We start from the raw sequence: 21,242 nt of genomic DNA on the forward strand, positions 1-21,242 counted from the left end.
CCCGTGACGGGGCGCGGACCATGTGGTACCTGCGCCGCAACCCTCTCAGGGCTCATCCAAGGACACAAACTTGACCCATTCCGACCAACCGAGGCCGCTTAAGTCGCGCGCTAGCGGTCCCCTGACCGGGAAAGTACGGGTGCCCGGGGACAAGTCGATCTCGCACCGGGCCCTCATCCTGGGCGCGCTCGCGGTCGGTGAGACCAGCATTTCGGGCCTGCTGGAGGGCGAGGACGTCCTCAACACCGCCAAATCCATGCAGGCGCTGGGCGCCAAGGTCGAGCGCACCGGTGATTTCGCCTGGAAGGTAAACGGCGTCGGCGTCGCGGGTTTCGCCCCACCCAAGGCGTCCTTGGATTTCGGCAACTCCGGCACCGGCTGCCGGCTGGTGATGGGCGCCGTCGCGGGCTGCCCGATCTCCGCGGTATTCGACGGCGACGCCTCGCTGCGCAGCCGCCCGATGCGCCGGATTCTCGATCCGCTGGAAAAGATGGGCGCCAGGGTTGTTTCCGGGGGTGAGGCTGGCCGGCTGCCGCTGACCCTGCAGGGCGCGCGCGATCCGCTGCCGATCATCTACACGACACCGGTCGCCTCGGCCCAAATCAAGTCGGCGGTGCTGCTGGCGGGACTCGCCGCACCCGGCACCACGACCGTCATCGAGACCGAAGCCAGCCGCGACCATACCGAGCTGATGCTGAAGCATTTTGGTGCCGACATCTCCTCGGCGCGAGAGGGCGTGCATGGCCGCCGCATCACGCTCAAGGGCCAGCCCGAGCTGCACGGCGCCGCCGTGGTGGTGCCCGCCGATCCCTCCTCGGCCGCTTTCCCGGTGGTCGCAGCACTGATCGTCGAGGGCTCCGATGTCGTCCTGTCCGACGTGATGACCAATCCGCTGCGCACCGGCCTGTTCACCACGCTGCGCGAAATGGGCGCTTCGATCGAGGAAAGCGAAGTGCGGGGGGACGCCGGCGAGCCGATGGCGCAATTGCGCGTGCGGGCCTCGAAACTGCGCGGCGTCGAGGTGCCGCCGGAGCGCGCGCCCTCGATGATCGACGAATATCTGGTGCTAGCGGTGGCGGCGTCCTTTGCCGAAGGCACCACGATCATGCGCGGCCTGCACGAACTGCGGGTCAAGGAATCCGACCGGCTCGAAGCCACCGCCGACATGCTTCGTGTCAACGGCGTCAAAGTGGAGGTCTCCGGTGACGATCTGATCGTCGAAGGCCGCGGCCACGTTCCCGGCGGCGGCGTTGTCGCCACCCACATGGACCATCGCATCGCGATGTCCGCGCTCGTGATGGGCTGCGCCTCCGACCAGCCCGTGAGCGTCGACGACACCGCCTTCATCGCCACCAGCTTCCCGGACTTCATTCCGATGATGCGTTCGCTAGGGGCCGAGTTTTCATGATCATCGCCATCGACGGGCCCGCGGCCTCGGGCAAGGGGACGCTCGGCAAGCGCCTTGCGCATCATTACGGCTACCGTCACCTCGACACCGGCGTGATCTATCGCGCCGTGGCTTACGCCCTGATGCAGTCGGGCCATGATCTCCGCGACGAAGCGGCCGCGGTGCAGGCCGCCTTGGAACTCGATCCCGAAAAGTTCGGCAATCCGGCCCTGAAGACCCAAAAGGCCGGTGAGGGCGCCTCGATTGTTTCGGCGATCCCTGGGGTGCGCGAGGCCCTGGTCAATTTCCAGCGGCAGTTCGCCGCGGGTCCGCCCGGCGCCGTGCTTGATGGCCGGGACATTGGAACCGTGATCTGCCCGGACGCCGACGTGAAGATCTTCGTCGTCGCCGACCCCAAGGTCCGTGCCCGCCGCCGGACGATGGAGGCCAAGGCGAGGGGCGAGGAGGCGGACGAGGCCGCCGTGCTCGCCGACATCATCCAGCGCGACGAACGCGACAAGAACCGGCCGATTGCGCCTTTGAAACCGGCCCCGGATGCTTACTTGCTAGATAACTCCCAACTGGATATAGAAGGCGGCGTCCGGGCCGCCATCGACATTATCGAGGCCGTCCGAGCGGGCCGGTCGCGGGGCTAAGCCGCAGCCGTCATTGGAGGAAGCGCCCGCTCCCGCTCTTTGAGGTCGATACGTCAGGTCCCTGTTCGGGACCGGCGCGATCCAGGCTCCGGACAAAGATTTTCCACGTATCGAATGCGCGGGCCTTTGCCGGCCCGCTTCTGCTGTTCCGCCTCCAAGGCCGGAGCAGCGAGCGGTCGCTCGAAGGTTTTGCGGACCTTCCGACACTGCGCGTGCGATGCGCCCATGAACCCAACGGCCGGCACGACATCCGCAATTGGAGAACAAATGGCTTCGACTTCTGCTGATACCTATAGCCCGTCGCGCGACGATTTCGCCGCGATGCTCGATGAGTCCTTCGCAGGCGGCAACCTGCAGGAAAGCTCCGTCATCAAGGGCAAGGTTGTTGCAATTGAAAAGGACATGGCCGTCATCGACGTCGGCCTGAAGACCGAGGGCCGCGTCGCCCTGCGCGAATTTTCCGGCCCCGGCCGTGACAGTGAACTGAAGGTCGGCGACGAGGTTGAAGTGTTCCTCGATCGCATCGAGAACGCTCTCGGCGAAGCCGTGCTGTCGCGCGACAAGGCGCGGCGCGAAGAGAGCTGGGGCAAGCTCGAGAAGGCGTTCCAGAACAACGAGAAGGTCAACGGCGTCATCTTCAACCAGGTCAAGGGCGGCTTCACCGTCGACCTCGACGGTGCCGTGGCCTTCCTGCCGCGCTCGCAGGTCGACATCCGTCCGATCCGTGACGTTGCGCCGCTGATGAACAACTCGCAGCCGTTCCAGATCCTCAAGATGGACCGCCGCCGCGGCAACATCGTCGTGTCCCGCCGCACCGTGCTGGAAGAGACCCGCGCCGAGCAGCGTCAGGAGCTGGTGCAGAACCTCGAAGAGGGTCAGGTCATCGACGGCGTGGTCAAGAACATCACCGATTACGGTGCGTTCGTTGACCTCGGCGGCATCGACGGCCTGCTGCACGTCACCGATATCGCGTGGCGCCGCGTCAACCATCCGACCGAAGTGCTCTCGATCGGCCAGACCGTGAAGGTCAAGATCATCAAGATCAACCACGAGACGCACCGCATCTCGCTGGGCATGAAGCAGCTGCTGGATGATCCGTGGCAGGGCATCGAAGCCAAGTACCCGCTGGGTGCCCGCTTCACTGGCCGCGTCACCAACATCACCGACTACGGTGCGTTCGTCGAGCTCGAGCCGGGCATCGAAGGCCTGATCCACGTCTCCGAGATGTCGTGGACCAAGAAGAACATGCACCCCGGCAAGATCGTTTCGACCTCGCAGGAAGTCGACGTGCAGGTGCTGGAAGTCGATTCCGTCAAGCGCCGCATCTCGCTCGGCCTCAAGCAGACCATGCGCAACCCCTGGGAGGTCTTCGTCGAAGGTCACCCGACCGGTTCGACGGTCGAGGGCGAGGTCAAGAACAAGACCGAGTTCGGTCTGTTCCTGGGCCTCGAGGGCGACGTCGACGGCATGGTCCATCTCTCCGACCTCGACTGGAAGCTTCCGGGCGAGCAGGTGATCGACAACTACAAGAAGGGCGACATGGTGAAGGCCGTGGTGCTCGATGTGGACGTCGAGAAGGAGCGCATCTCGCTCGGCATCAAGCAGCTCGAAGGCGACCCCTTCTCCGAGCCGGGCGATGTCAAGAAGGGCGCGGTCGTGACCTGCGAAGTGCTCGAAGTGAAGGAGAGCGGCATCGAGGTGAAGATCACCGGTACCGACTTCACCACTTTCGTGAAGCGGTCGGAGCTCGCCCGTGATCGCGCCGACCAGCGCGCCGAACGCTTTGCCGTCGGCGAGAAGGTCGATGCCCGCGTGATCCAGTTCGACAAGAAGGCCCGCAAGGTCCAGGTGTCGATCAAGGCGCTCGAAGTTGCCGAAGAGAAGGAAGCCATCGCGCAGTACGGCTCCTCCGATTCGGGAGCGACGCTCGGCGACATCCTGGGCACCGCGCTCAAGAACCGCGACACCAAGTAAGCGAAGCGTACGTTTCGCTGACATCAAAGCCCCGGCCCGAGCCGGGGCTTTTTTGTTGCGGGCCCTCTACAACTCCGCTGTCGTCCCGCGGCGCGCGAAGCCCAGGATGTCCATCACGACAGAATTGAGTTCGGCGAAGATTCGCGCTTGTCAGCTCGCGCGACAATTTCTCCCTGTGGTTACGGATCCCGCGTCCGCGGGAATGACCACTGAGTTTGTGGCGACTTGCTGGGCCTCAGGGGGTCTTGTTTTCTTCAAATTGCGCCGCAATTGATGTATCCAGATAAGCCGTTGCTCACGCCGTGACGGCACAACGCGCGCAGCCCTTTGATTTGGAGATATCTAGATGTCGCTCGATTCGGACATCATCGTTGATCGTCGCCGGATCCGTCGCAAGCTGACGTTCTGGCGCGTCATGGCCGCGCTGGTCGCGATCGCGGCGATCGCAGGCTTTGCGCTGGTTGCGACGCCGGGCGCGCGCGGCACGTTCGCGTCGGCCGGCTCGATTGCGCGGGTTCACATCGAGGGACTGATCCGCAGCGATTCCGATCGCACGCAGGCGCTGGAGCGGCTGGAGAATTCGCAGGCCGCCGCCGTCATCGTTCACATCAACTCGCCGGGCGGCACCACCGCCGGCTCCGAGCAGCTCTACGACTCGCTGGTCCGGCTGAAGGCGAAGAAGCCGCTCGTCGTGGTGGTCGAGGGCTTGGCTGCCTCCGGGGGCTACATCACGGCGATTGCCAGCGACCACATCATTGCCCAGCAGAGCTCGCTGGTCGGGTCGATCGGTGTGCTGTTCCAATATCCCAACGTCTCGGAGCTTCTGAAGACCATCGGCGTCAAGGTCGAGGAGGTGAAGTCGTCGCCGCTGAAGGCCGCGCCCAACGGTTTCGAGCCCACCAGCCCCGAGGCGCGCGCCGCGCTGGATGCGCTGGTGAAGGATTCCTACGCCTGGTTCAGGGGGCTGGTGAAGGAACGGCGTGGCATGGATGACACGCAGCTCGAGAAAGTGGCCGACGGCCGCGTCTTCACCGGACGCCAGGCGATCGATCTCAAGCTGATCGATCAGATCGGCGACGAGAAGACCGCGGTGACCTGGCTGGTCGAGCAGAAGGGCGTCAAGAAGGGACTCTCCGTGCGCGATTACAAGCTCGAGCCGCGCTTTGGCGATCTGCCCTTCCTCAAGACGGCAGCCGCTGTGACGCTGGAAGCGCTCGGTTTGGGCTCGATTGCGCATCAAATTGGACAAACCGGCGTTGCGCAGGCGGTCGATCGGTTCGGAATGGATGGAATGCTGGCCCTGTGGCAGCCGGCCGCCTCAAACTGAGGGAACTAGGCGAGCATCCCAGGGGTTTCCCGTTTGACGGGCATCGGGGCAGCCCGCTTTTTCGGCATTTGTCACGCATTTTCACGACGCTCAATCTTGATTTAGCGTCTTGACAGATCAAGGTATTTTCACGGAAATGGTCATCCGCACGCTCCCGGGTCCTATCTCTCGATGATCAAATCCGAACTTGTTCAGCGTATCGCCGAGCACAACCCGCATCTGTACCAGCGGGATGTCGAGAACATTGTGAATGCGATTCTCGAAGAGATCGTAGCGGCCCTCGCGCGCGGTGATCGCGTCGAGTTGCGCGGCTTCGGTGCCTTCTCGGTCAAGCATCGCCCTGCACGCGCGGGGCGCAATCCACGCACCGGCGCCCATGTGCCCGTCGATCAGAAGAGCGTTCCGTTCTTCAAGACCGGCAAGGAAATGCGCGAACGGCTGAACCGCGACCATCCGGATCCCGGCGCGCCAGACTGAAGCGCGAGAAGATCGCGCGTCAGGTCATTGTTTGAGCATGATCTTTTCGGAAATCGCTGCACACTTATCCGGATCATGCTCTAAAGCCAACGTCTGGGTTTGCCGCGGTCGCGCAAGGTGCGGCCGGAAACTTGATTCAAGGCGAGCGAAGCGAGATGCGAAAGTTCCTGACCGCGCTGATCGTGATTCCGCTGGGCGTGATCCTGGTGGCCTTCGCGGTCGCCAACCGGCACTTCATCACGGTCTCGTTCGATCCCTTCATCGCGAACGACCCGTCATTGTCGGTCACGATGCCGCTGTTCCTGCTCCTGATCCTGATCGCTGCCCTTGGCGTCTTCGCGGGCGGCTCTGCCGTCTGGCTCGGCCAGCGGCGCTGGCGGCGCGCGGCGCGCCGGCACGAGGCGGAGGCACGGGCGGCCAGGGGCGAACTGGCCGACCTGCGGGCCCAAATGGCTGCGGCAAGGCCCGAGTCCCAGCGCCTCCCGGTCCCCTCGGGGGGCGGCCTTTACGGGCCCATCGGGCGAGACAAGCAGCGCGCGACGTTGTAGAAGCGGCGCAACCGAAAGCCCCGTTTTCCGGCCGCGCCTCGTGGCCTCCATTTGCTTTGAGATCATGTCCCTGCTCGTCAAGATCTGCGGCCTGTCCACGCGCGAGACGCTTGAAATCGCGCTCGACGCCGGCGCTGACATGGTGGGGTTCGTGTTCTTTCCGCCGTCGCCGCGGCACCTGTCCCTGGAACTCGGCCGCGATCTCGGGCGCCAGGTGGAGGGGCGCGCGCTCAAGGTGGCGCTCACCGTCGATGCCGACGATGCGACGCTCGACAACATCATGGATGCGCTGTCGCCGGACATTTTCCAGCTTCATGGCACGGAGAGCGTGGCGCGGCTGCGCGACATCAAGCAGCGGTTCGGTCGCCCGGTGATGAAGGTCGTGCCGGTCGCAACAGCAGCCGATCTCGCCGTGCTGCCCGGCTACGCCACGGTCGCCGATCGCATTCTGTTCGATGCGCGCGCGCCGAAGGATGCGACGCGGCCCGGCGGCCTCGGTGAGCCGTTCGACTGGCACCTGCTCGAAAGTCTTGATTTGAAGCTGCCCTACATGGTCTCGGGCGGGCTTCGCGCCGACAGCCTCGCCGAGGCGCTCCGTGTCACCCGGGCCGGCGGCGTCGATGTGTCCTCCGGCGTCGAGATCGCGCCCGGCGTCAAAGATCCCAGGATGATCGAGGCCTTCATCCGCGCCGCGCGTGCCACCCAAGATGCAAGCCAAGAGTTGAGCGTCAGATGAACATCGCCAAGCCAAATTCCTATCGCAGCGGGCCCGATGACCGCGGCCATTTCGGCAATTTCGGCGGCCGCTTCGTCGCGGAAACCCTGATGCCGTTGATCCTCGACCTGGACAAGGCTTACACCGAGGCCAAGGCCGATCCGGCGTTCCAGGCCGAGATGAACGGCTATCTCAAGAACTATGTCGGCCGGCCTTCGCCACTCTATTTCGCCGAGCGCCTGACCGAGCATCTCGGCGGCGCGAAGATCTATCTGAAGCGCGAAGAACTCAACCACACCGGCTCGCATAAGGTGAACAACGTGCTCGGCCAGATCATGCTGGCGCGGCGCATGGGCAAGAAGCGCATCATTGCCGAGACCGGTGCGGGCCAGCACGGTGTCGCCACCGCGACGCTGTGCGCGCGCTTCGGGCTCGAATGCGTGGTCTATATGGGCGCCGTCGACGTCGAGCGGCAGCAGCCCAACGTCATCCGCATGGAGATGCTCGGCGCCACGGTAATGCCGGTGCAGTCGGGTACGCGCACGCTGAAGGACGCGATGAACGAGGCGCTGCGCGACTGGGTCACCAACGTGCACAACACGTTCTATTGCATCGGCACGGTGGCGGGTCCGCATCCCTATCCGACCCTGGTGCGCGACTTCCAGTCGATCATCGGCAACGAGACCAGGGCGCAGATGCAGGAGATCGAAGGACGCCTGCCGGATTCGCTGGTCGCCTGCATCGGCGGCGGCTCGAACGCGATGGGCCTGTTCCACCCGTTCCTCGATGATCCCTCTGTCGAGATTTTTGGCGTCGAGGCCGCAGGTCACGGCCTGACGCAGCTGCATGCCGCATCGATCGCAGGCGGCCGTCCCGGCGTGCTCCACGGCAACCGCACCTACCTCCTGATGGACGCCGACGGCCAGATCCAGGACGCGCATTCGATCTCGGCCGGTCTCGATTATCCCGGCATCGGGCCCGAGCATTCCTGGCTGCACGAGGTCGGCCGCGTGAATTATCTCTCCGCGACCGACGACGAAGCACTCGCCGCGTTCCAGTTGCTTTCGAAGTTGGAAGGCATCATTCCCGCGCTGGAGCCCGCGCATGCCATCGCCAAGGTGATGGAGCTCGCGCCGAAGCGCGCAAAAGATCACCTGATGGTCGTCAACCTCTCCGGCCGCGGCGACAAGGACGTCCCGCAGGTCGGCGACATCCTGAGGGGCAAGAGCAAGTGAGGCGGGTATCGCACTCTCTCCACCTCTCCCCGCCGGGGAGAGGTCGGCTGCGAAGCAGCCGGGTGAGGGGTCTTCCGTTCACTCGAACCTCAGTGAGGTTTCGATGAGCACAAGCACGCCTTCGAGATTCTCATATACATCCGTATTCGAGACGCGAAGGACGAAGAAGCCGCAGGACTCAAGCACCTTGGTCCTGGCTTCGTCACGTTCGATCTCGGACGGACTGGAATGCGTGACGCCGTCGACTTCAATGATGAGCTTCCCGTCCAGCGTCGCGAAATCAACAACGTACCGATCGACCGGGTGCTGGCGCCGAAACTTCCAGCGGGCGAGCCGACGGTTGCGCAGCGCTTGCCAAAGCTTCGCTTCGGCACTCGTCTGCGACTCGCGGAGCCTTCGCGCTCTGGACTTGAACCTCTCCATCCCCCTCACCCGGCTGCTTCGCAGCCGACCTCTCCCCGGAGGGGAGAGGTATAGCACAGCGGCCGCGGAAACATGACCACGCGTATCGACACCCGTTTTGCCGAACTGAAGAAGCAGGGCCGCTCGGCCTTCGTGACCTTCCTGATGGCCGGCGATCCTGATCCCGCGACCTCGCTCGAGATCATCAAGGCGCTGCCGAAATCCGGCGCCGACGTGATCGAGATCGGCATGCCCTTCACCGATCCGATGGCCGACGGTCCGTCGATTCAGGCCGCGGGGCTTCGCGCGCTCAAGGCCGGCATGACGCTGAAGAAGACGCTGGAGCTGGTGCGCGGCTTCCGCAAGGACGACAATGCGACCCCCATCGTGCTGATGGGTTACTACAACCCGATCTACATCTACGGCGTCGACAAATTCCTCGTCGATGCGAAGGGCGCCGGCGTCGACGGTCTGATCATCGTCGATCTGCCGCCGGAAGAGGATGACGAGCTCTGCCTTCCCGCGATGAAGGCCGGCCTCAACTTTATCCGCCTGGCGACGCCGACCACGGACGACAAGCGTTTGCCGGCCGTGCTCGCCAACACCTCGGGCTTCGTCTACTACGTCTCGATCACCGGCATCACCGGTGCGGCGACCGCGGATACCGCGGCGGTGAGCGAGGCGGTGGCCCGCATCAAGCGGCACACCAAGCTGCCGGTCTGCGTCGGCTTCGGCATCCGCACGCCGGAGACGGCACGTGCCATTGCCTCGCATGCTAACGGCGCCGTTGTCGGAACGGCGCTGGTCGATGCGCTCAAGAACAGCCTCGATGCCGGGGGGCGGGCGACCGGCAAAACCGTTAACGCGGTGGCTGAGCTGACGGCGGCCCTGGCCCAGGGCGTCAAGGGCGCGCAACAGGCGGCGGAATAGGCCACAATTCCGCTTGAGCTGTTAAGTTTGAGCATGATCTTGCCGGAAAACCGCTTCACACTTTTCCGGATCATGCTCTAACGCGGGCGACACGGCAGCTTGTCGGGCGGAGGCCCGGCCGCCATATACCCCTTCAGGCGATCCGCGAGGCGGGTTCGCGCATCGGAGCAAACCATGAACTGGCTTACCAATGTGGTCCGGCCGAAGATCCGCAACATGCTGCGGCGGGAGACGCCGGAGAATCTGTGGATCAAGTGCCCGGATTCCGGACAGCTCGTGTTCTACAAGGACGTCGAGGCCAACCAGTTCGTCATCCCCGGCTCGAACTACCACATGCGCATGAACGCGGTGGCGCGTCTCAAGTCGATCTTCGACAACGAGACCTGGTTCGACGTCGCGCTGCCCGAGGTGACGCCAGACCCGCTCAAATTCCGCGATGAGAAGAAATACGTCGACCGCATCAAGGATGCGCGGGCGCGGACCAATCTCAACGACGCCATCAAGGTCGGCTACGGCAAGCTCGAAGGCTCCGCCGTCGTCGTCGCCGTGCAGGATTTCGATTTCATGGGCGGTTCGCTCGGCATGGCCGCGGGCGAGGCCATCGTGCGCGGGCTCGAGCTTGCGGTGGAGAAGAAATCGCCGTTCATCGTATTCGCCGCATCCGGCGGCGCGCGCATGCAGGAAGGCATCCTGTCGCTGATGCAGATGCCGCGCACCACGGTCGGTGTGCAGATGCTGCGCGAGGCCAAGCAGCCCTATATCGTCGTGCTGACCAATCCGACCACCGGCGGCGTCACCGCGTCCTACGCGATGCTGGGCGATGTGCAGATCGCCGAGCCGGGCGCGCTGATCGGCTTTGCCGGCGCGCGCGTGATCGAGCAGACCATCCGCGAAAAGCTGCCGGAAGGTTTCCAGCGTGCCGAGTATCTCAAGGAGCACGGCATGGTGGACATGGTCGTGCATCGCCACGAGTTGCGTCCGACCCTGGCGCGGCTCTGCCGCTTGCTGACCAAGGCGCCGGCACAGGAAGGCGTATTGAAATCGGTGCAGCCTGTCGTCAGCCCGGCGCAGATCGTATCGGCCGCTGAGACCGCGCCGGCTGCGCCCCACGCGTGAACGCGTCTCCCGACAGCGAGAAGGCGCCGCTCGGCGAGCTGATCGGGCGGCTGTCGGCCCTGCATCAAAAACGCATCGATCTCGGGCTGGAGCGAATGCACCGGCTGCTCGAGCGGCTCGGGCATCCTGAAAGCAAGCTGCCGCCGGTGATCCATATCGCAGGCACCAATGGCAAGGGCTCGACGCTCGCGTATCTGCGAGCGATGCTGGAGGCTTCAGGCCTGCGCGTTCACGCCTACACCTCGCCCTATCTCGTCCGCATCAACGAGTGCTTCCGCCTCGGCCGCGTCGGCGGAGGCGTGCTGGTCAGCGACGACGAATTGCGCGCGGCGCTTGAAGAGGTCGAGCGCATCAATGCCGGCGAAGCCGCGACATTGTTCGAGCTGAAGACGGCCGCCGCGTTCCTTCTGTTTGCGCAGAGCCCGGCCGACGTGGTGCTGCTCGAGGTCGGCCTCGGCGGCCGGCTGGATTCGACCAATGTGGTCGATGCGCCGGCGGCCTGCGTGATCACGCCGGTCAGCATGGATCACATGGACTTTCTCGGCGATACGTTGACGGCGATCGCCGGCGAGAAAGCGGCGATCATCAAGCGCGGCGTGCCCGTCGTTTGCGCAGAGCAGACGAGCGAGACGATGGCGGTGATTGAGGCGCAGGCCAAGCGCATGCGCGCACCGTTGTTTGCCGCGAACGAAGGCTGGCACGTCAATGTCGAGCACGGGCGTCTGGTCTATTCCGATGATCGTGGCCTGATGGATCTCGCCGCGCCGCGCCTGTTCGGCCGCCACCAGTTCGACAATGCCGGGCTTGCCATCGCGACGTTGCGCGCCACCAACGTGTTCAAGATCGATCACGCGGCGTTCGAAGCCGGCATCGTCGGCGCGGAATGGCCGGCTCGGATGCAGCGCATCGCCTCGGGCGAGCTGCTCGCGCTCGGGCCGCCGGGATCGGAGATCTGGCTCGACGGCGGCCACAACGCCGAAGGCGGGCGTGTCGCGGCGGCTGCGCTGGGTGACCTCGAAGAGCGGGTGTCGCGGCCGCTGGTCGTCATCGCTGGCATGATGGCCAACAAGGATGCGCAGGGTTTTCTCGCCAATTTCGCCGGCCTCACCCGTCACATCATCGTGGTGCCGATTCCTGATACCGAGAACGCGATGCCGGTCGACCGCCTCGCCGACGCCGCGCGCAGCCTCGGCATGCGGGTCGAGACCGTCTCTGGCGTCGAAGCCGCACTGCGCGCCCTTTCAAAGCTTGCCTACGAGGTGCCGCCGCGTATCCTGATCACCGGCTCCCTGTATCTGGCCGGCCACGTCCTGGCGATCAACGGCACGCCTCCTGCATAAGCTAGGGTGACCAATATGCGTTTTGCCGCGATCGCCGACGTTCACGGAAACTATCTCGCGCTGGAAGCTGTCCTCGCCGACATCCGCGCCCACAGCATCACGGACATCGTCAATCTCGGCGACATGCTGAGCGGCCCGCTCGATGCGCGCAGGACCATCGAGATCCTGATGAAGCTCGACGCCGTGCACGTGCTCGGCAATCACGACCGCTATCTGCTCGACCGTCCGCCGGAGAAGATGGGCTCCTGGGATCGGCCTGCCCATGCAGCGCTCAACGCTGCGCAGCTCGAGTGGCTGCGGGCGCAGCCGATGACGCGGGTGTTTCGCGACCATGTGTTCCTCTGCCACGCGACGCCTGAAAATGACGAGGTGTACTGGCTTGAGACCGTGCATCCCGACGGTGCGGTAGCGCTGTCGCCGCTGGACCGCATCGAGCAATTCGCGCTGGGGCTCACGCAATCGCTGATCCTCTGCGCCCACACCCATCTCGCCCGCGCCGTCCGCCTGCGTGACGGCCGGCTGATCGTCAACCCCGGCAGCGTCGGCGGTCCCGGCTTTCGCGACAAGCATCCATATCCGCATGTGGTGGAGGCGGGCACGCCCCATGCGCGTTATGCAATTCTCGAACTGGCGAATGGAGCGTGGCAGGTGACGTTCCGCCACGTCGCGTATGATCATGAGGCCATGGCCGCACTGGCCCGTCGCAACGGTCAGCCGGAGCTGGCGAATGCGCTTGCGACGGGATGGATCGGGTAAATCCCCTCGTGTCCCGGACGCGGTGCAGCGCAAAGCGCTGCTCCGCAGAGCCGGGACCCAGACTCGCGGCCCCTGGGCCCCGGCTCTGCAGCACTTCGGGCTGCGCCCCGGGGCACGAGGCCAACTCACTTCAACAGCTTCATCGGGTCGGCAACCTTCTGCTTCAGCTGCTCGAAGCTGCATTGCCGCGGCGCCTTGTCGGGACGCCAGCGCAGGATCGAGGTACCGTGGCGGAAACGTTCGCCGCTGAAATGGTCGTAGCAGACCTCGATGACGAGCTTCGGCTTCAGCGGACACCATTTCGCCGAGCGCTCGGTGGACCAGCGGCTCGGCCCACCTGGTGCATTGCCGGTGAAGCCCGGCTCACCGATCAATGCTTCGAGCCGGTCAGTCAGCGCGGGCTTCTCCTCCGCCTTGATCGCCGAGGTGAAACCGACATGGTGCAGGAGACCTTCATCGTCGTACAGCCCGAGCAGCAGCGAGCCGGCGACTTTCCGGCCCGCGATCTTGTTGGTGGCATAGCGGAAGCCGCCGACGACGCAATCGGCGCTGCGGAATTTCTTGATCTTCTGCATGCCGTCGCGATTTCCGGCCTGGTAGGGCAGGTCGATGCGCTTGGCTATGACACCGTCCGAGCCGCCGCCGGATTGCGCCAGCCATTTTTTGGCCGTGGCGTAACTCGTTGTCGACGGTGAAAGGCGGAAGAGACTGCCTTTGAGATTGGCTTTCGCAAAAGCTTCCAGCGCCGGCCTGCGCTCGCGCAGCGTCTTCTCAGCCAGACCTTTCTCCTGGGATGTCGCGAGCAGATCGAAGGCGAGATAGAGCGCTGGCGTTTCCAAAGAGAGCTTGTTCACGCGGCTTGAAGCGGGGTGAATACGTTGCAAGAGCGCGTCGAACGAAAAGCTCTTGCCGTGCGGGACGACGATCTCGCCGTCGAGCGAGAAGCGATCCGCCCTCAGCTTCAAGGCGGCGGCGACGATCTCGGGAAAATAGCGCGCGAGATCTTCGCCCGACTTCGAGCGTAGATCGACGTCACCGCCATTGCGCGACAGCAGGCAGCGGAAGCCATCCCATTTCGGCTCGTATTGCCAGTCCTTGCCGCGCGGGATCTCGTCGACTGAACGCGCCTCCATCGCGACGAGAGAGGTCGATCTTCGGGCGCGCTTGGGGAGAGGGGCTGGCAAGGGCGGGACTCGTCATACGCTGAACACGTCCCGTCAACGCAGAACGGCCGGCTTTCGCCGGCCGTTGTTAAAAATAATCTGACGCGGCAGGCGGATCAGACCGCGGAGGTGATCCACTGCTGCAGCTTCGCCTTTGGCGCCGCGCCGACCTGACGGGAGGCCATCTCGCCGCCCTTGAAGATCATCAGGGTGGGGATCGACATCACGCCATACTTGGACGCGGTTTTGGGACTCTCGTCGACATTCAGCTTCACGATCTTGACCTTGTCGCCCATCGCGCCGGCAATCTCGTCAAGCGCGGGCGCGATCATGCGGCAGGGGCCGCACCATTCGGCCCAGAAATCGACGACGACGGGGCCGTTTGCCTTGAGCACTTCGGCTTCGAAATCGGTATCGGAAACCTTGCCAACGGCCATGGGAGTACCTCGTTCAGTTGAAAGAATCGGCGCGACGGGAATCGCGCCCGGGATCATGGCGTCAACCTATGAACGGCTCCTTGCCGGGTCAAGGACGCTCACGCCGAGATGAAGGGATGCCAGCGCCGCGTCCAGCGCGGGAGCCGAAATCTCCATATATTCAAGGGCCTCGGTCCAGAGCAGGACGGCGCGGACCGGCTTTTGGGGATAAAGCCTCGATAGCACCGCCCGATACAGCGCAAGCTGCCGGACATAGGCGGCAGGCGCCTCAGCCGCGCTTTTGGGTGCCGCCTGGTTGGTCTTGAAATCGATGATCAAAAGCTCATCGGGGCGAACGACCAGCCGGTCGATTTGCCCCGACACCAGCGCCGCCGGGCGGCCCGGCCGCTCCAATTTGCCGACGATGGCGACCTCCGCCCGGCTGTCGGCGGCAAAGACCGGCGCGAAACGGGGTTCAGTGATCAAGGCGAGCACTTTGTCGACCAAAGCGGCGCGGTCGGGCTCCGGCCAATCCGCGGCATTGCGGGCCATGAAGCCGAGCGCCGCCTCGCGACGGCGCTCAATGGCGACGTCAGGGAGGGATTGCAGCAGCCGATGCACCAGCGTGCCGCGCTGCAATGCGAGGGCGCGGGACTGGACCGTTTCGCCTGTTCGCACCGCGCGCCCTCCCTCGGCAGCCTGGCCGGAGGGACGCACCGAATCGTCGTCGACGGTCTCCCGTGGCGCCGGCGCCCGCAGCCAATCGGGCAGGACGAGGGTCTGGTCCAGGGACGTTGCGGGCGTGCCGAGCGCAACAACATCCTCGGGCCCGGTGAAGCGCGTCACCTTGCCGAGCGGCGTCTCGATGACCTGCTTGTCCAAGCCCGCGCCGGCGAGCCCCGTGTCGATCAGATCATACCAGCTCAGCTTGCGGACCACCTTCCTGTTGCCCGGCAGACAGCCCCCGACGATCAGCCGGTCCGCCGCGCGGGTCATCGCAACGTAGAGCAGGCGGCGATACTCATCCTCGGTCTCCTCGAGCATCGCGTTGCGCGCTTCGGCAACCGGTTTGGGATCGTCAGCCTTGCGGCCGGCCCAGACCACGACCTCGCCGCCATTGCCGCGTGGGACGTGGATCAGTTGAAGTCGCTGCGAATCCGCTGGCGATGAGGTGGTGTCGACCATGAACACGACGGAGGCCTCCAGACCCTTGGCGCCGTGCACGGTCATCACTCGCACCTCGTCGCGCGAGATCTCCATGTCGCGCTTCACCTCGGTGTCAGCCGAGCGCAGCCAGGCCATGAAGCCCTGCAGCGAGGCCGGCGCCTTGCGTTCGTAGTTCAGCGACAACTCCAGGAACTCGTCGAGGGCGTCATTGGCCTCGTGGCCGAGCCGGCGCAGCATGCGCGCCCGTCCGCCGTCGCCGCCGAGCAGCCAAGCGTAAAAGGCGAACGGCGTTTCCTCGCGCGCACGCATCTCGCAGGCTTCGAGACGCCGCAGCGCCGCCGCGAACTTCTCGCTTGTGACCGCATGTTCGCCGAGCGCGCGGCGCAGCGATCCCTTGCGATCCCAGGCAAGCTGGAACAGATCGTCGTCATCGAGCCCGAACAGCGGGCTTTTCAGCGCTACCGCGAGCGCGAGATCGTCCTGCGGCAGCAGCAGCGCATCCGCAAGGTTCATCAGGTCGATGATGGCGATATGCTCGGTGAGCTTGAGCCGATCGGCGCCGGCGACCGGGACGCCAGCATGCTTCAGCGCCTGGATTACGGCGTCGAACGCATTGCCGCGCCGGCGCACCAGGATCAGCATGTCGCCATAGCGCAACGGGCGGCGCTCGCCTTCGTGCCCTGTCAGCGTGCCGCTCTCGACCAGCCGTTTGATCTCGGCCTGAATGCGGCGCGCGAGCTTGACCTCGGGGCTGGTGACGGCGACGCCGTCGAACGGCGCGCGCCAGCCCTCGATGTCCTGCCTGTCATCGGCTTCCGCGAGATCCCACAGCTCGATCATGCTCGGCCCTGCATCGGCGAGCGCATTGTGCAGGGGATGGCCGATCTCGACTGAATGGATGCTCTTGTAGATCTGGGGATCGCGGAAGACGTGGTCGACCGAGCGCAGGATCGCGGCGCCCGAGCGAAACGAATAGGTGAAGGCAACAGGATCGAACTTCAGCCCCGCGGCGGTGAATCTGCGGTGCAGCTCGCGCCGTCGCGCATCGAACTCGTGCGGAGCCGCGCCCTGGAACGAGAAAATCGATTGCTTCTCGTCGCCGACCGCGAAGATGGTGCGGTTCAGCCCCTCGCGCGCGCCTTCGCCGGCGGTAAACTCCGAGATGATATGCGCGACGATGTCCCATTGCCGCGGACTGGTGTCCTGGGCCTCGTCAATCAGGACGTGGTCGACGCCGCGGTCCAGCTTGTAATGCACCCAGCCCGACGCGACGCGATCGAGCATTGCCAGCGTCTTGTCGATGAGATCGTCATAGTCGAGCAGCCCGCGCTCCTGCTTCTCGCGGCGGTAATTCGCAGCAGCAGCGGTCGCGATATGCAGCAAGGCGGCGGTGCGGTCGCGCATGGTCACGGCGCGGCGCTTCTCTATGAGCCCACCGATGCGCTGCGCCTCGGCCTCGAACAGGCGGGCGACGGAGGAGTTGTGATCGCAAAATTTCCTGGTCAGCACCGCCTTGCGCGGCAGCTTCTCGTCGGTGAGGAATACGCAGAGATAGGCATCGACCTGCGCGCTGCCGGAAAACACCTTTGCTTCGCGCAGCCGGCCGGCCTGATCGTTGTCGGACTTGCTGCCATCCTCCAGCGCAAAGGCGATGTCGTCCCAGCGCGATCGCGGCAGGTAGGGTCCATCAAGAATCTCGGTCTCGACGTCCTCGATGCGGTCGCGCGCATCAACGCCGAGCGCCGCCGCCATCTGGGCAGCAGCGGCTTCCGCGTTGCCGGCATCGTCGGTCCAGGCCATGAAGTGGTCGCGGCTCAGACACGCCTCGCGCACGACCTCCTTGAAGGTGACGTCGGCGGCGCTGGCCATCGCCGTCAACAGCGCGCGGCCGGTGATGCTGTCCGGATCACGCGCGGCCTCCAGCAGCACCTTCAGATTGGCGCGCTCCATCATGTCGGTCTGGTCGCGCTCGTCGATCACGGAAAAGCGCGCGGGAACGTTGGCCTCGAATGGAAACTGCTGCAGCAAGCGGGTGCACAGCGCATGGATGGTCTGCACCTTCAAGCCACCCGGCGTCTCCAGCGCGCAGGCGAACAGTTTCCGCGCGTCACGGCGCAGCTTTCGATCCGGATGCGGGATGCCGACGGCTCGGATCGCGGCGTCGAGCGCGGTGTCATCCAGCGTTACCCAATGGCCGAGCGTGCTGAACACGCGCTCGGCCATATTGGCAGCCGCGGCCTTGGTGAAGGTGATGCACAGGATCTTTTCCGGCGGCACGCCCGACAACAGCAGACGGATCACGCGCTGCACCAGCACATGCGTCTTGCCGGAGCCGGCATTGGCCGACACGAAGGCCGAGGCGGTCGGATCCGAGGCGCGCGCCTGCCGCGCACGCACCTCATCAGGAATGGGGCGGGGCGCCTTCACCATTCCTCAATCCCCAACCCGCCGGCCGCGGACCATTCCTTGATCCGGGCGAGATCGTCATAGGCGCCGTAGCGGTTCGTCCACATTGGCAGGTTCAGCGAGGTGTACGGTTGATTCTCGTCTTCAAAGGCGCGGATCAGGGCCTCCAGTTTTATCCGCGCTTCTGCGGCCGCCGTATCCGGCGGCTGTGGCTCGTCGCCCTGCTTGTACTTGAGCTCGAGGATGCGCTCCTCGCCCGGCGGATTGTTGCCGCTGAGACGGACATAAACCAGCTGGCTCACGGACGAACCGGCATCGATGTCGGGAAAGCCGCCCTCGCGGAGGATCGCGGCCTCCAGCGTCAGCTGCGGCGACAGGCCCATACGGACCTGCTTGCCGGTCGGCGGCTGCCCGGTCTTGTAGTCGAGGATCGCGTAGCCGCCGCCCTTGCGGCGCTCGATGCGGTCGGCGCGCGCGGAAAGATAGAAAGTGCGCGCATTGTCGAGCCGGATCGGGATCTCGCCGCGGGTCTCCGCGGTGATCGCCTCGATCGCCTCGCGGCGGACGGTCTCCCATTCGCCGAACCAGTGCGCGATGCGCTGGAAGCGTGGCCACCACAGCGCTCGCGCCTCGGGCCGCTCCATCAGCGGCGCAAAATACTTTTCGCCGATCGCGCGCAGCACGCGGGCGGGATCATCGGGCAGGTGCGTGGCGTAGCTTTCCGTGAATTCGCCGAGCGCATCGTGGATGGCCGAGCCGCGATCGGCGGCGGACAGCGGCATGTCGACGGGATCGAGCGCGGCAAGCTTGAGGATGCGTTTGGCGTAGATCGTGTAGGGGTCGCGCAGCCAGTCTTCGATTTCGGTCACCGACATTTTCAGTGGCCGCGTCGCGCGGGGCGGCCGCGGCTCCGGCTGCTTGATCGGGCTGACTTCGGCGGGCTGGTCGAGCGCGGCGGCGAACTGCGCGTATTTCTCGCCGGCGCGAACGGCCGCCTTCCAGGATTCGTCGCCTGCGACGGCCTCCAGCCGGTGCAGGAAGCGCGAGGCCACTGCCGGCGCGCCGCCGGCCTTTGCGGAATGGGTCAGGATCACCTCGTCGCCGCCGAGCAGCTGCGCGAAGTCATGCGCGGAAAGGCCGATACGGCGTTCCGGCAGATCGAGACCGAGCTCGTGCCGCATCGGCCGGCTGAGCCAGGGGTCAATCCGTGGTGCCGGCGGCCAGACGCCTTCGATCAGTCCGCCGACGATGATGCGGTCGGCCTGCATCAATCGCGATTCCAGCGGTCCGTAGATATGCAGCCGCGCGCCCGGTCGGTCTCGTCGCCGGACCGCGCGATCGCCAAATGCGGTCTGAAAGACGTCGGGATAGTCGGGCAGCGGGACCATCAATCCGCTGGTCGTGCCGCCGCGCAGGAGATCGTCGAAGGCGCTGGCAAGCGCCAGGCCTTCGCGTTCCTCGAAGGCGAAAGGGACGCCCTGCTCGTCGCGCGACAGCTCGATCATGATCTCGCGGTGGCGATGCGCAAGCTCTGCGAAGTCGTACGGCTTTGAAGAGGCCAGGCTCTCGATCGGTGCCAGTGCTTTTTGCAGGATATCGATCAGCGCCTGGATGCCGTCGAGATCCTCAGCCTTCAGACGTGCGCGCGGCTCGGCTTTATGCAGCGCGGAGACCTCGCTGCGCCACAGTTTTGCAAGCTCCTCGCGGAAGCGGTTGAATTCACGCAAGAGGCCGGCCGTGCCGGCAGGCGGGCGCGTGCCTCGCAAGACTGCAAGCTCGAGGCCTTCGATCGCCGGCTTCCACGCCCCGGGCAGCCGGCCAAGCCGGCACAGCGGATGCTTCAGCATCGCCAGCAGCGTCGCCGGCTCCAATCCCTTTGTCGCCGCCTCTGCTGCGAGACGTGCAAATACGCCGGCAGAGGTTTCCATCAGCACGTCACCGCCGGAATCGTCGAAGTCGAGATCCCATCGGGTGAGCGCCGCGATCACCCGCCGCGCCAGTGCGCGGTCGGGCGTCACCAGCGCCGCCGATCTGTCGAGATGCCGCGCCTCGCGCATGGCGATGGCGATGGCAAGCGCTTCCATTTCAGGGTTGGGGGCTTCGACGACCGCAAGGTTTGTCATGCCGCCGGCGATCTTTGCAGCGACGTCCGGCTGCTTCAGCCGCTCGTGCCAGACTTCCGTCTTGGCCGACGGCCGCATCGATTCCGAGGCGAGCAGGTCGCGGCCGCCTTCAGCCGCCGGCTGGAGAATGTCGACGTCGCCGCGCTTGATGCCGAAACGATCAAGCAGCGCATTCATGGCATACTGCGGATGGTTCGAGGCCGGATGTTCGACGAATCTGCCGAGCGCATCGCGCACGCCGCCGATGCTCCGCCAGGCGTCGTCGTCGAGATCGGTGTCGAGGCCCGGCAGCACCACGGCGCCATGCGGCAGCGATGCGACTGCGTGCAAAAATTTGGCGGTGGCCGGCATCGAGCCGGTCGAGCCCGCCGCGATCACGGGGCCATTGGGATGCGCAGTCAGGCGTTTGGCTTCCGCCGCGATCAGGAGATCGCGCCGCGCCGCCGGCTCGATCCGCTTGATCTCGGCGAGATGAGCGGGCCAGGCGATACGCGCAATGCGCAAAAATTCGAGCGAGTGCTGCCAGTAGCGGTCAAGGTTATCAGGCACGAGGCCGTCGAGCGCGTCCCAGTCGACGCCGCGCGTGACCATGTCGTCGATTAGGCGTGCGAGATCGCCGGCGAGAGCAAGCGTCGAAGCGGGCCCGCCGACCACCAGCGGCGCCAGCACCGGGCCCTTGGCCCAGGCGGCGACAAGTTGTGCCAATGTCAGCCGCCGTTCGAGCTCGCCGAGCCGCGGCGGAATCTCGAGCGGCGTCGCGCCGGAAAACTGCTCGCCTTCGTCGGCGAAAGCGAGCTCGTCCTCGTCGATGTCGCCGAGCGCGACGATGCGCGGCAGCACCACCGCGGCGGCCTTCATCTCGTCGAGGAAGATCTCGCGGACGACGCGCATCGCGCGGCGGGTCGGCAGGTACAGCGTGGCGTCCGCCAGCCGCGCCGGTTCCTTGCGCGCCTCGAATCCCTCGACCAGCCGTCCCTCGATCAGGGCCGTGACGACCGTGCGCAGGAACGGAACCGAGATGGGAACGCTGAAAACACGCATGGGCTGCCTGATTCGGGAATCAGGGCAATATAGGGAGATCGACTCAAATGGTCATGGGCCGGG

At 65.3% G+C, this 21,242-nt stretch carries 17 protein-coding genes; 12 read left to right on the top strand and 5 right to left on the bottom strand.

The features are described from left to right. Positions 1–70 precede the first annotated feature (70 nt). From aroA to trpB, 8 genes are all read left to right on the top strand, one after another. Entirely contained in the window at positions 71–1,408 is a 1,338-nt protein-coding gene (gene aroA / locus IVB28_RS00130) for a 3-phosphoshikimate 1-carboxyvinyltransferase (RefSeq protein ID WP_247524047.1), read from the top strand. Next, entirely contained in the window at positions 1,405–2,043 is a 639-nt protein-coding gene (gene cmk / locus IVB28_RS00135) for a (d)CMP kinase (RefSeq protein ID WP_247524048.1), read from the top strand. The genes aroA and cmk overlap by 4 nt, the downstream gene beginning before the upstream one ends. Before the next feature lie 267 nt (positions 2,044–2,310). Next, positions 2,311–4,017, top strand: coding sequence for a 30S ribosomal protein S1 (gene rpsA, locus IVB28_RS00140; RefSeq protein WP_247524049.1), 1,707 nt, complete (start codon positions 2,311–2,313; stop codon positions 4,015–4,017). Between the two features lie 346 nt (positions 4,018–4,363). Next, positions 4,364–5,344 (top strand): signal peptide peptidase SppA, encoded by a 981-nt coding sequence (gene sppA / locus IVB28_RS00145; RefSeq protein ID WP_247524050.1) that lies wholly within the window; start codon positions 4,364–4,366, stop codon positions 5,342–5,344. Positions 5,345–5,515: 171 nt separating this feature from the next. Continuing rightward, positions 5,516–5,821, top strand: coding sequence for an integration host factor subunit beta (locus IVB28_RS00150; RefSeq protein ID WP_007598410.1), 306 nt, complete (start codon positions 5,516–5,518; stop codon positions 5,819–5,821). 155 nt (positions 5,822–5,976) lie between these two features. After that, positions 5,977–6,369, top strand: coding sequence for a lipopolysaccharide assembly protein LapA domain-containing protein (locus tag IVB28_RS00155; protein ID WP_247524051.1), 393 nt, complete (start codon positions 5,977–5,979; stop codon positions 6,367–6,369). Between the two features lie 64 nt (positions 6,370–6,433). Next, positions 6,434–7,105 carry a phosphoribosylanthranilate isomerase gene (locus tag IVB28_RS00160; RefSeq protein ID WP_247524052.1) on the top strand — a complete coding sequence of 224 codons (672 nt, stop codon included), beginning with the start codon at positions 6,434–6,436 and terminating at the stop codon, positions 7,103–7,105. Then, a complete protein-coding gene (trpB, locus tag IVB28_RS00165) occupies positions 7,102–8,319 on the top strand; it encodes a tryptophan synthase subunit beta (RefSeq protein ID WP_247524053.1) in 1,218 nt (405 codons plus the stop codon). Before IVB28_RS00160 ends, trpB begins: the two co-directional genes overlap by 4 nt. Before the next feature lie 78 nt (positions 8,320–8,397). Here trpB and IVB28_RS00170 read toward each other — a convergent pair whose 3' ends face one another. Continuing rightward, entirely contained in the window at positions 8,398–8,742 is a 345-nt protein-coding gene (locus IVB28_RS00170; RefSeq protein WP_247524054.1) for a DUF559 domain-containing protein, read from the bottom strand. Positions 8,743–8,814: 72 nt separating this feature from the next. Between IVB28_RS00170 and trpA the strand changes: the two genes are divergently transcribed. The 4 genes from trpA (at position 8,815) to IVB28_RS00190 (ending at position 12,863) form a co-directional block, all read left to right on the top strand. After that, positions 8,815–9,651 carry a tryptophan synthase subunit alpha gene (gene trpA, locus IVB28_RS00175; protein WP_247524055.1) on the top strand — a complete coding sequence of 279 codons (837 nt, stop codon included), beginning with the start codon at positions 8,815–8,817 and terminating at the stop codon, positions 9,649–9,651. A 174-nt stretch (positions 9,652–9,825) separates the two neighbouring features. Next, positions 9,826–10,767, top strand: coding sequence for an acetyl-CoA carboxylase, carboxyltransferase subunit beta (accD, locus tag IVB28_RS00180; RefSeq protein ID WP_247524056.1), 942 nt, complete (start codon positions 9,826–9,828; stop codon positions 10,765–10,767). Beyond that, complete coding sequence (locus IVB28_RS00185) at positions 10,764–12,107, top strand: folylpolyglutamate synthase/dihydrofolate synthase family protein (RefSeq protein WP_247524057.1); 1,344 nt, start codon at positions 10,764–10,766, stop codon at positions 12,105–12,107. Before accD ends, IVB28_RS00185 begins: the two co-directional genes overlap by 4 nt. Positions 12,108–12,122: 15 nt before the next feature. Next, the gene (locus tag IVB28_RS00190) at positions 12,123–12,863 is read left to right on the top strand and encodes a metallophosphoesterase family protein (protein WP_247524058.1); all 741 of its coding nucleotides are present in this window, start codon (positions 12,123–12,125) and stop codon (positions 12,861–12,863) included. 125 nt (positions 12,864–12,988) lie between these two features. Here the strand turns inward: IVB28_RS00190 and IVB28_RS00195 are convergent, their stop codons facing one another. The 4 genes from IVB28_RS00195 to addB form a co-directional block, all read right to left on the bottom strand. Continuing rightward, complete coding sequence (locus IVB28_RS00195; RefSeq protein ID WP_247525308.1) at positions 12,989–13,996, bottom strand: ATP-dependent DNA ligase; 1,008 nt, start codon at positions 13,994–13,996, stop codon at positions 12,989–12,991. Between the two features lie 146 nt (positions 13,997–14,142). Continuing rightward, on the bottom strand, positions 14,143–14,463 hold the full coding sequence (trxA, locus tag IVB28_RS00200) for a thioredoxin (RefSeq protein WP_007598398.1): 321 nt from the start codon (positions 14,461–14,463) through the stop codon (positions 14,143–14,145). 66 nt (positions 14,464–14,529) lie between these two features. Beyond that, positions 14,530–18,039, bottom strand: coding sequence for a double-strand break repair helicase AddA (addA, locus tag IVB28_RS00205; protein WP_247524059.1), 3,510 nt, complete (start codon positions 18,037–18,039; stop codon positions 14,530–14,532). Further along, a complete protein-coding gene (gene addB, locus IVB28_RS00210; RefSeq protein WP_247524060.1) occupies positions 18,033–21,179 on the bottom strand; it encodes a double-strand break repair protein AddB in 3,147 nt (1,048 codons plus the stop codon). Before addB ends, addA begins: the two co-directional genes overlap by 7 nt. Positions 21,180–21,242 lie beyond the last annotated feature (63 nt).

Origin of the sequence: Bradyrhizobium sp. 199, from assembly GCF_023073355.1 — a bacterium.
Taxonomy (GTDB): domain Bacteria; phylum Pseudomonadota; class Alphaproteobacteria; order Rhizobiales; family Xanthobacteraceae; genus Bradyrhizobium.

What these genes read in the sequence shown, in the direction of transcription:
- cmk (WP_247524048.1), top strand. Translation starts at nt 1,405, where the DNA reads ATGATCATCGCCATCGACGGGCCCGCGGCCTCGGGCAAGGGGACGCTC.
- rpsA (WP_247524049.1), top strand. Translation starts at nt 2,311, where the DNA reads ATGGCTTCGACTTCTGCTGATACCTATAGCCCGTCGCGCGACGATTTC.
- sppA (WP_247524050.1), top strand. Translation starts at nt 4,364, where the DNA reads ATGTCGCTCGATTCGGACATCATCGTTGATCGTCGCCGGATCCGTCGC.
- IVB28_RS00150 (WP_007598410.1), top strand. Translation starts at nt 5,516, where the DNA reads ATGATCAAATCCGAACTTGTTCAGCGTATCGCCGAGCACAACCCGCAT.
- IVB28_RS00155 (WP_247524051.1), top strand. Translation starts at nt 5,977, where the DNA reads ATGCGAAAGTTCCTGACCGCGCTGATCGTGATTCCGCTGGGCGTGATC.
- IVB28_RS00160 (WP_247524052.1), top strand. Translation starts at nt 6,434, where the DNA reads ATGTCCCTGCTCGTCAAGATCTGCGGCCTGTCCACGCGCGAGACGCTT.
- trpB (WP_247524053.1), top strand. Translation starts at nt 7,102, where the DNA reads ATGAACATCGCCAAGCCAAATTCCTATCGCAGCGGGCCCGATGACCGC.
- IVB28_RS00170 (WP_247524054.1), bottom strand. Translation starts at nt 8,742, where the DNA reads ATGGAGAGGTTCAAGTCCAGAGCGCGAAGGCTCCGCGAGTCGCAGACG.
- trpA (WP_247524055.1), top strand. Translation starts at nt 8,815, where the DNA reads ATGACCACGCGTATCGACACCCGTTTTGCCGAACTGAAGAAGCAGGGC.
- accD (WP_247524056.1), top strand. Translation starts at nt 9,826, where the DNA reads ATGAACTGGCTTACCAATGTGGTCCGGCCGAAGATCCGCAACATGCTG.
- IVB28_RS00190 (WP_247524058.1), top strand. Translation starts at nt 12,123, where the DNA reads ATGCGTTTTGCCGCGATCGCCGACGTTCACGGAAACTATCTCGCGCTG.
- IVB28_RS00195 (WP_247525308.1), bottom strand. Translation starts at nt 13,996, where the DNA reads ATGGAGGCGCGTTCAGTCGACGAGATCCCGCGCGGCAAGGACTGGCAA.
- trxA (WP_007598398.1), bottom strand. Translation starts at nt 14,463, where the DNA reads ATGGCCGTTGGCAAGGTTTCCGATACCGATTTCGAAGCCGAAGTGCTC.
- addA (WP_247524059.1), bottom strand. Translation starts at nt 18,039, where the DNA reads ATGGTGAAGGCGCCCCGCCCCATTCCTGATGAGGTGCGTGCGCGGCAG.
- addB (WP_247524060.1), bottom strand. Translation starts at nt 21,179, where the DNA reads ATGCGTGTTTTCAGCGTTCCCATCTCGGTTCCGTTCCTGCGCACGGTC.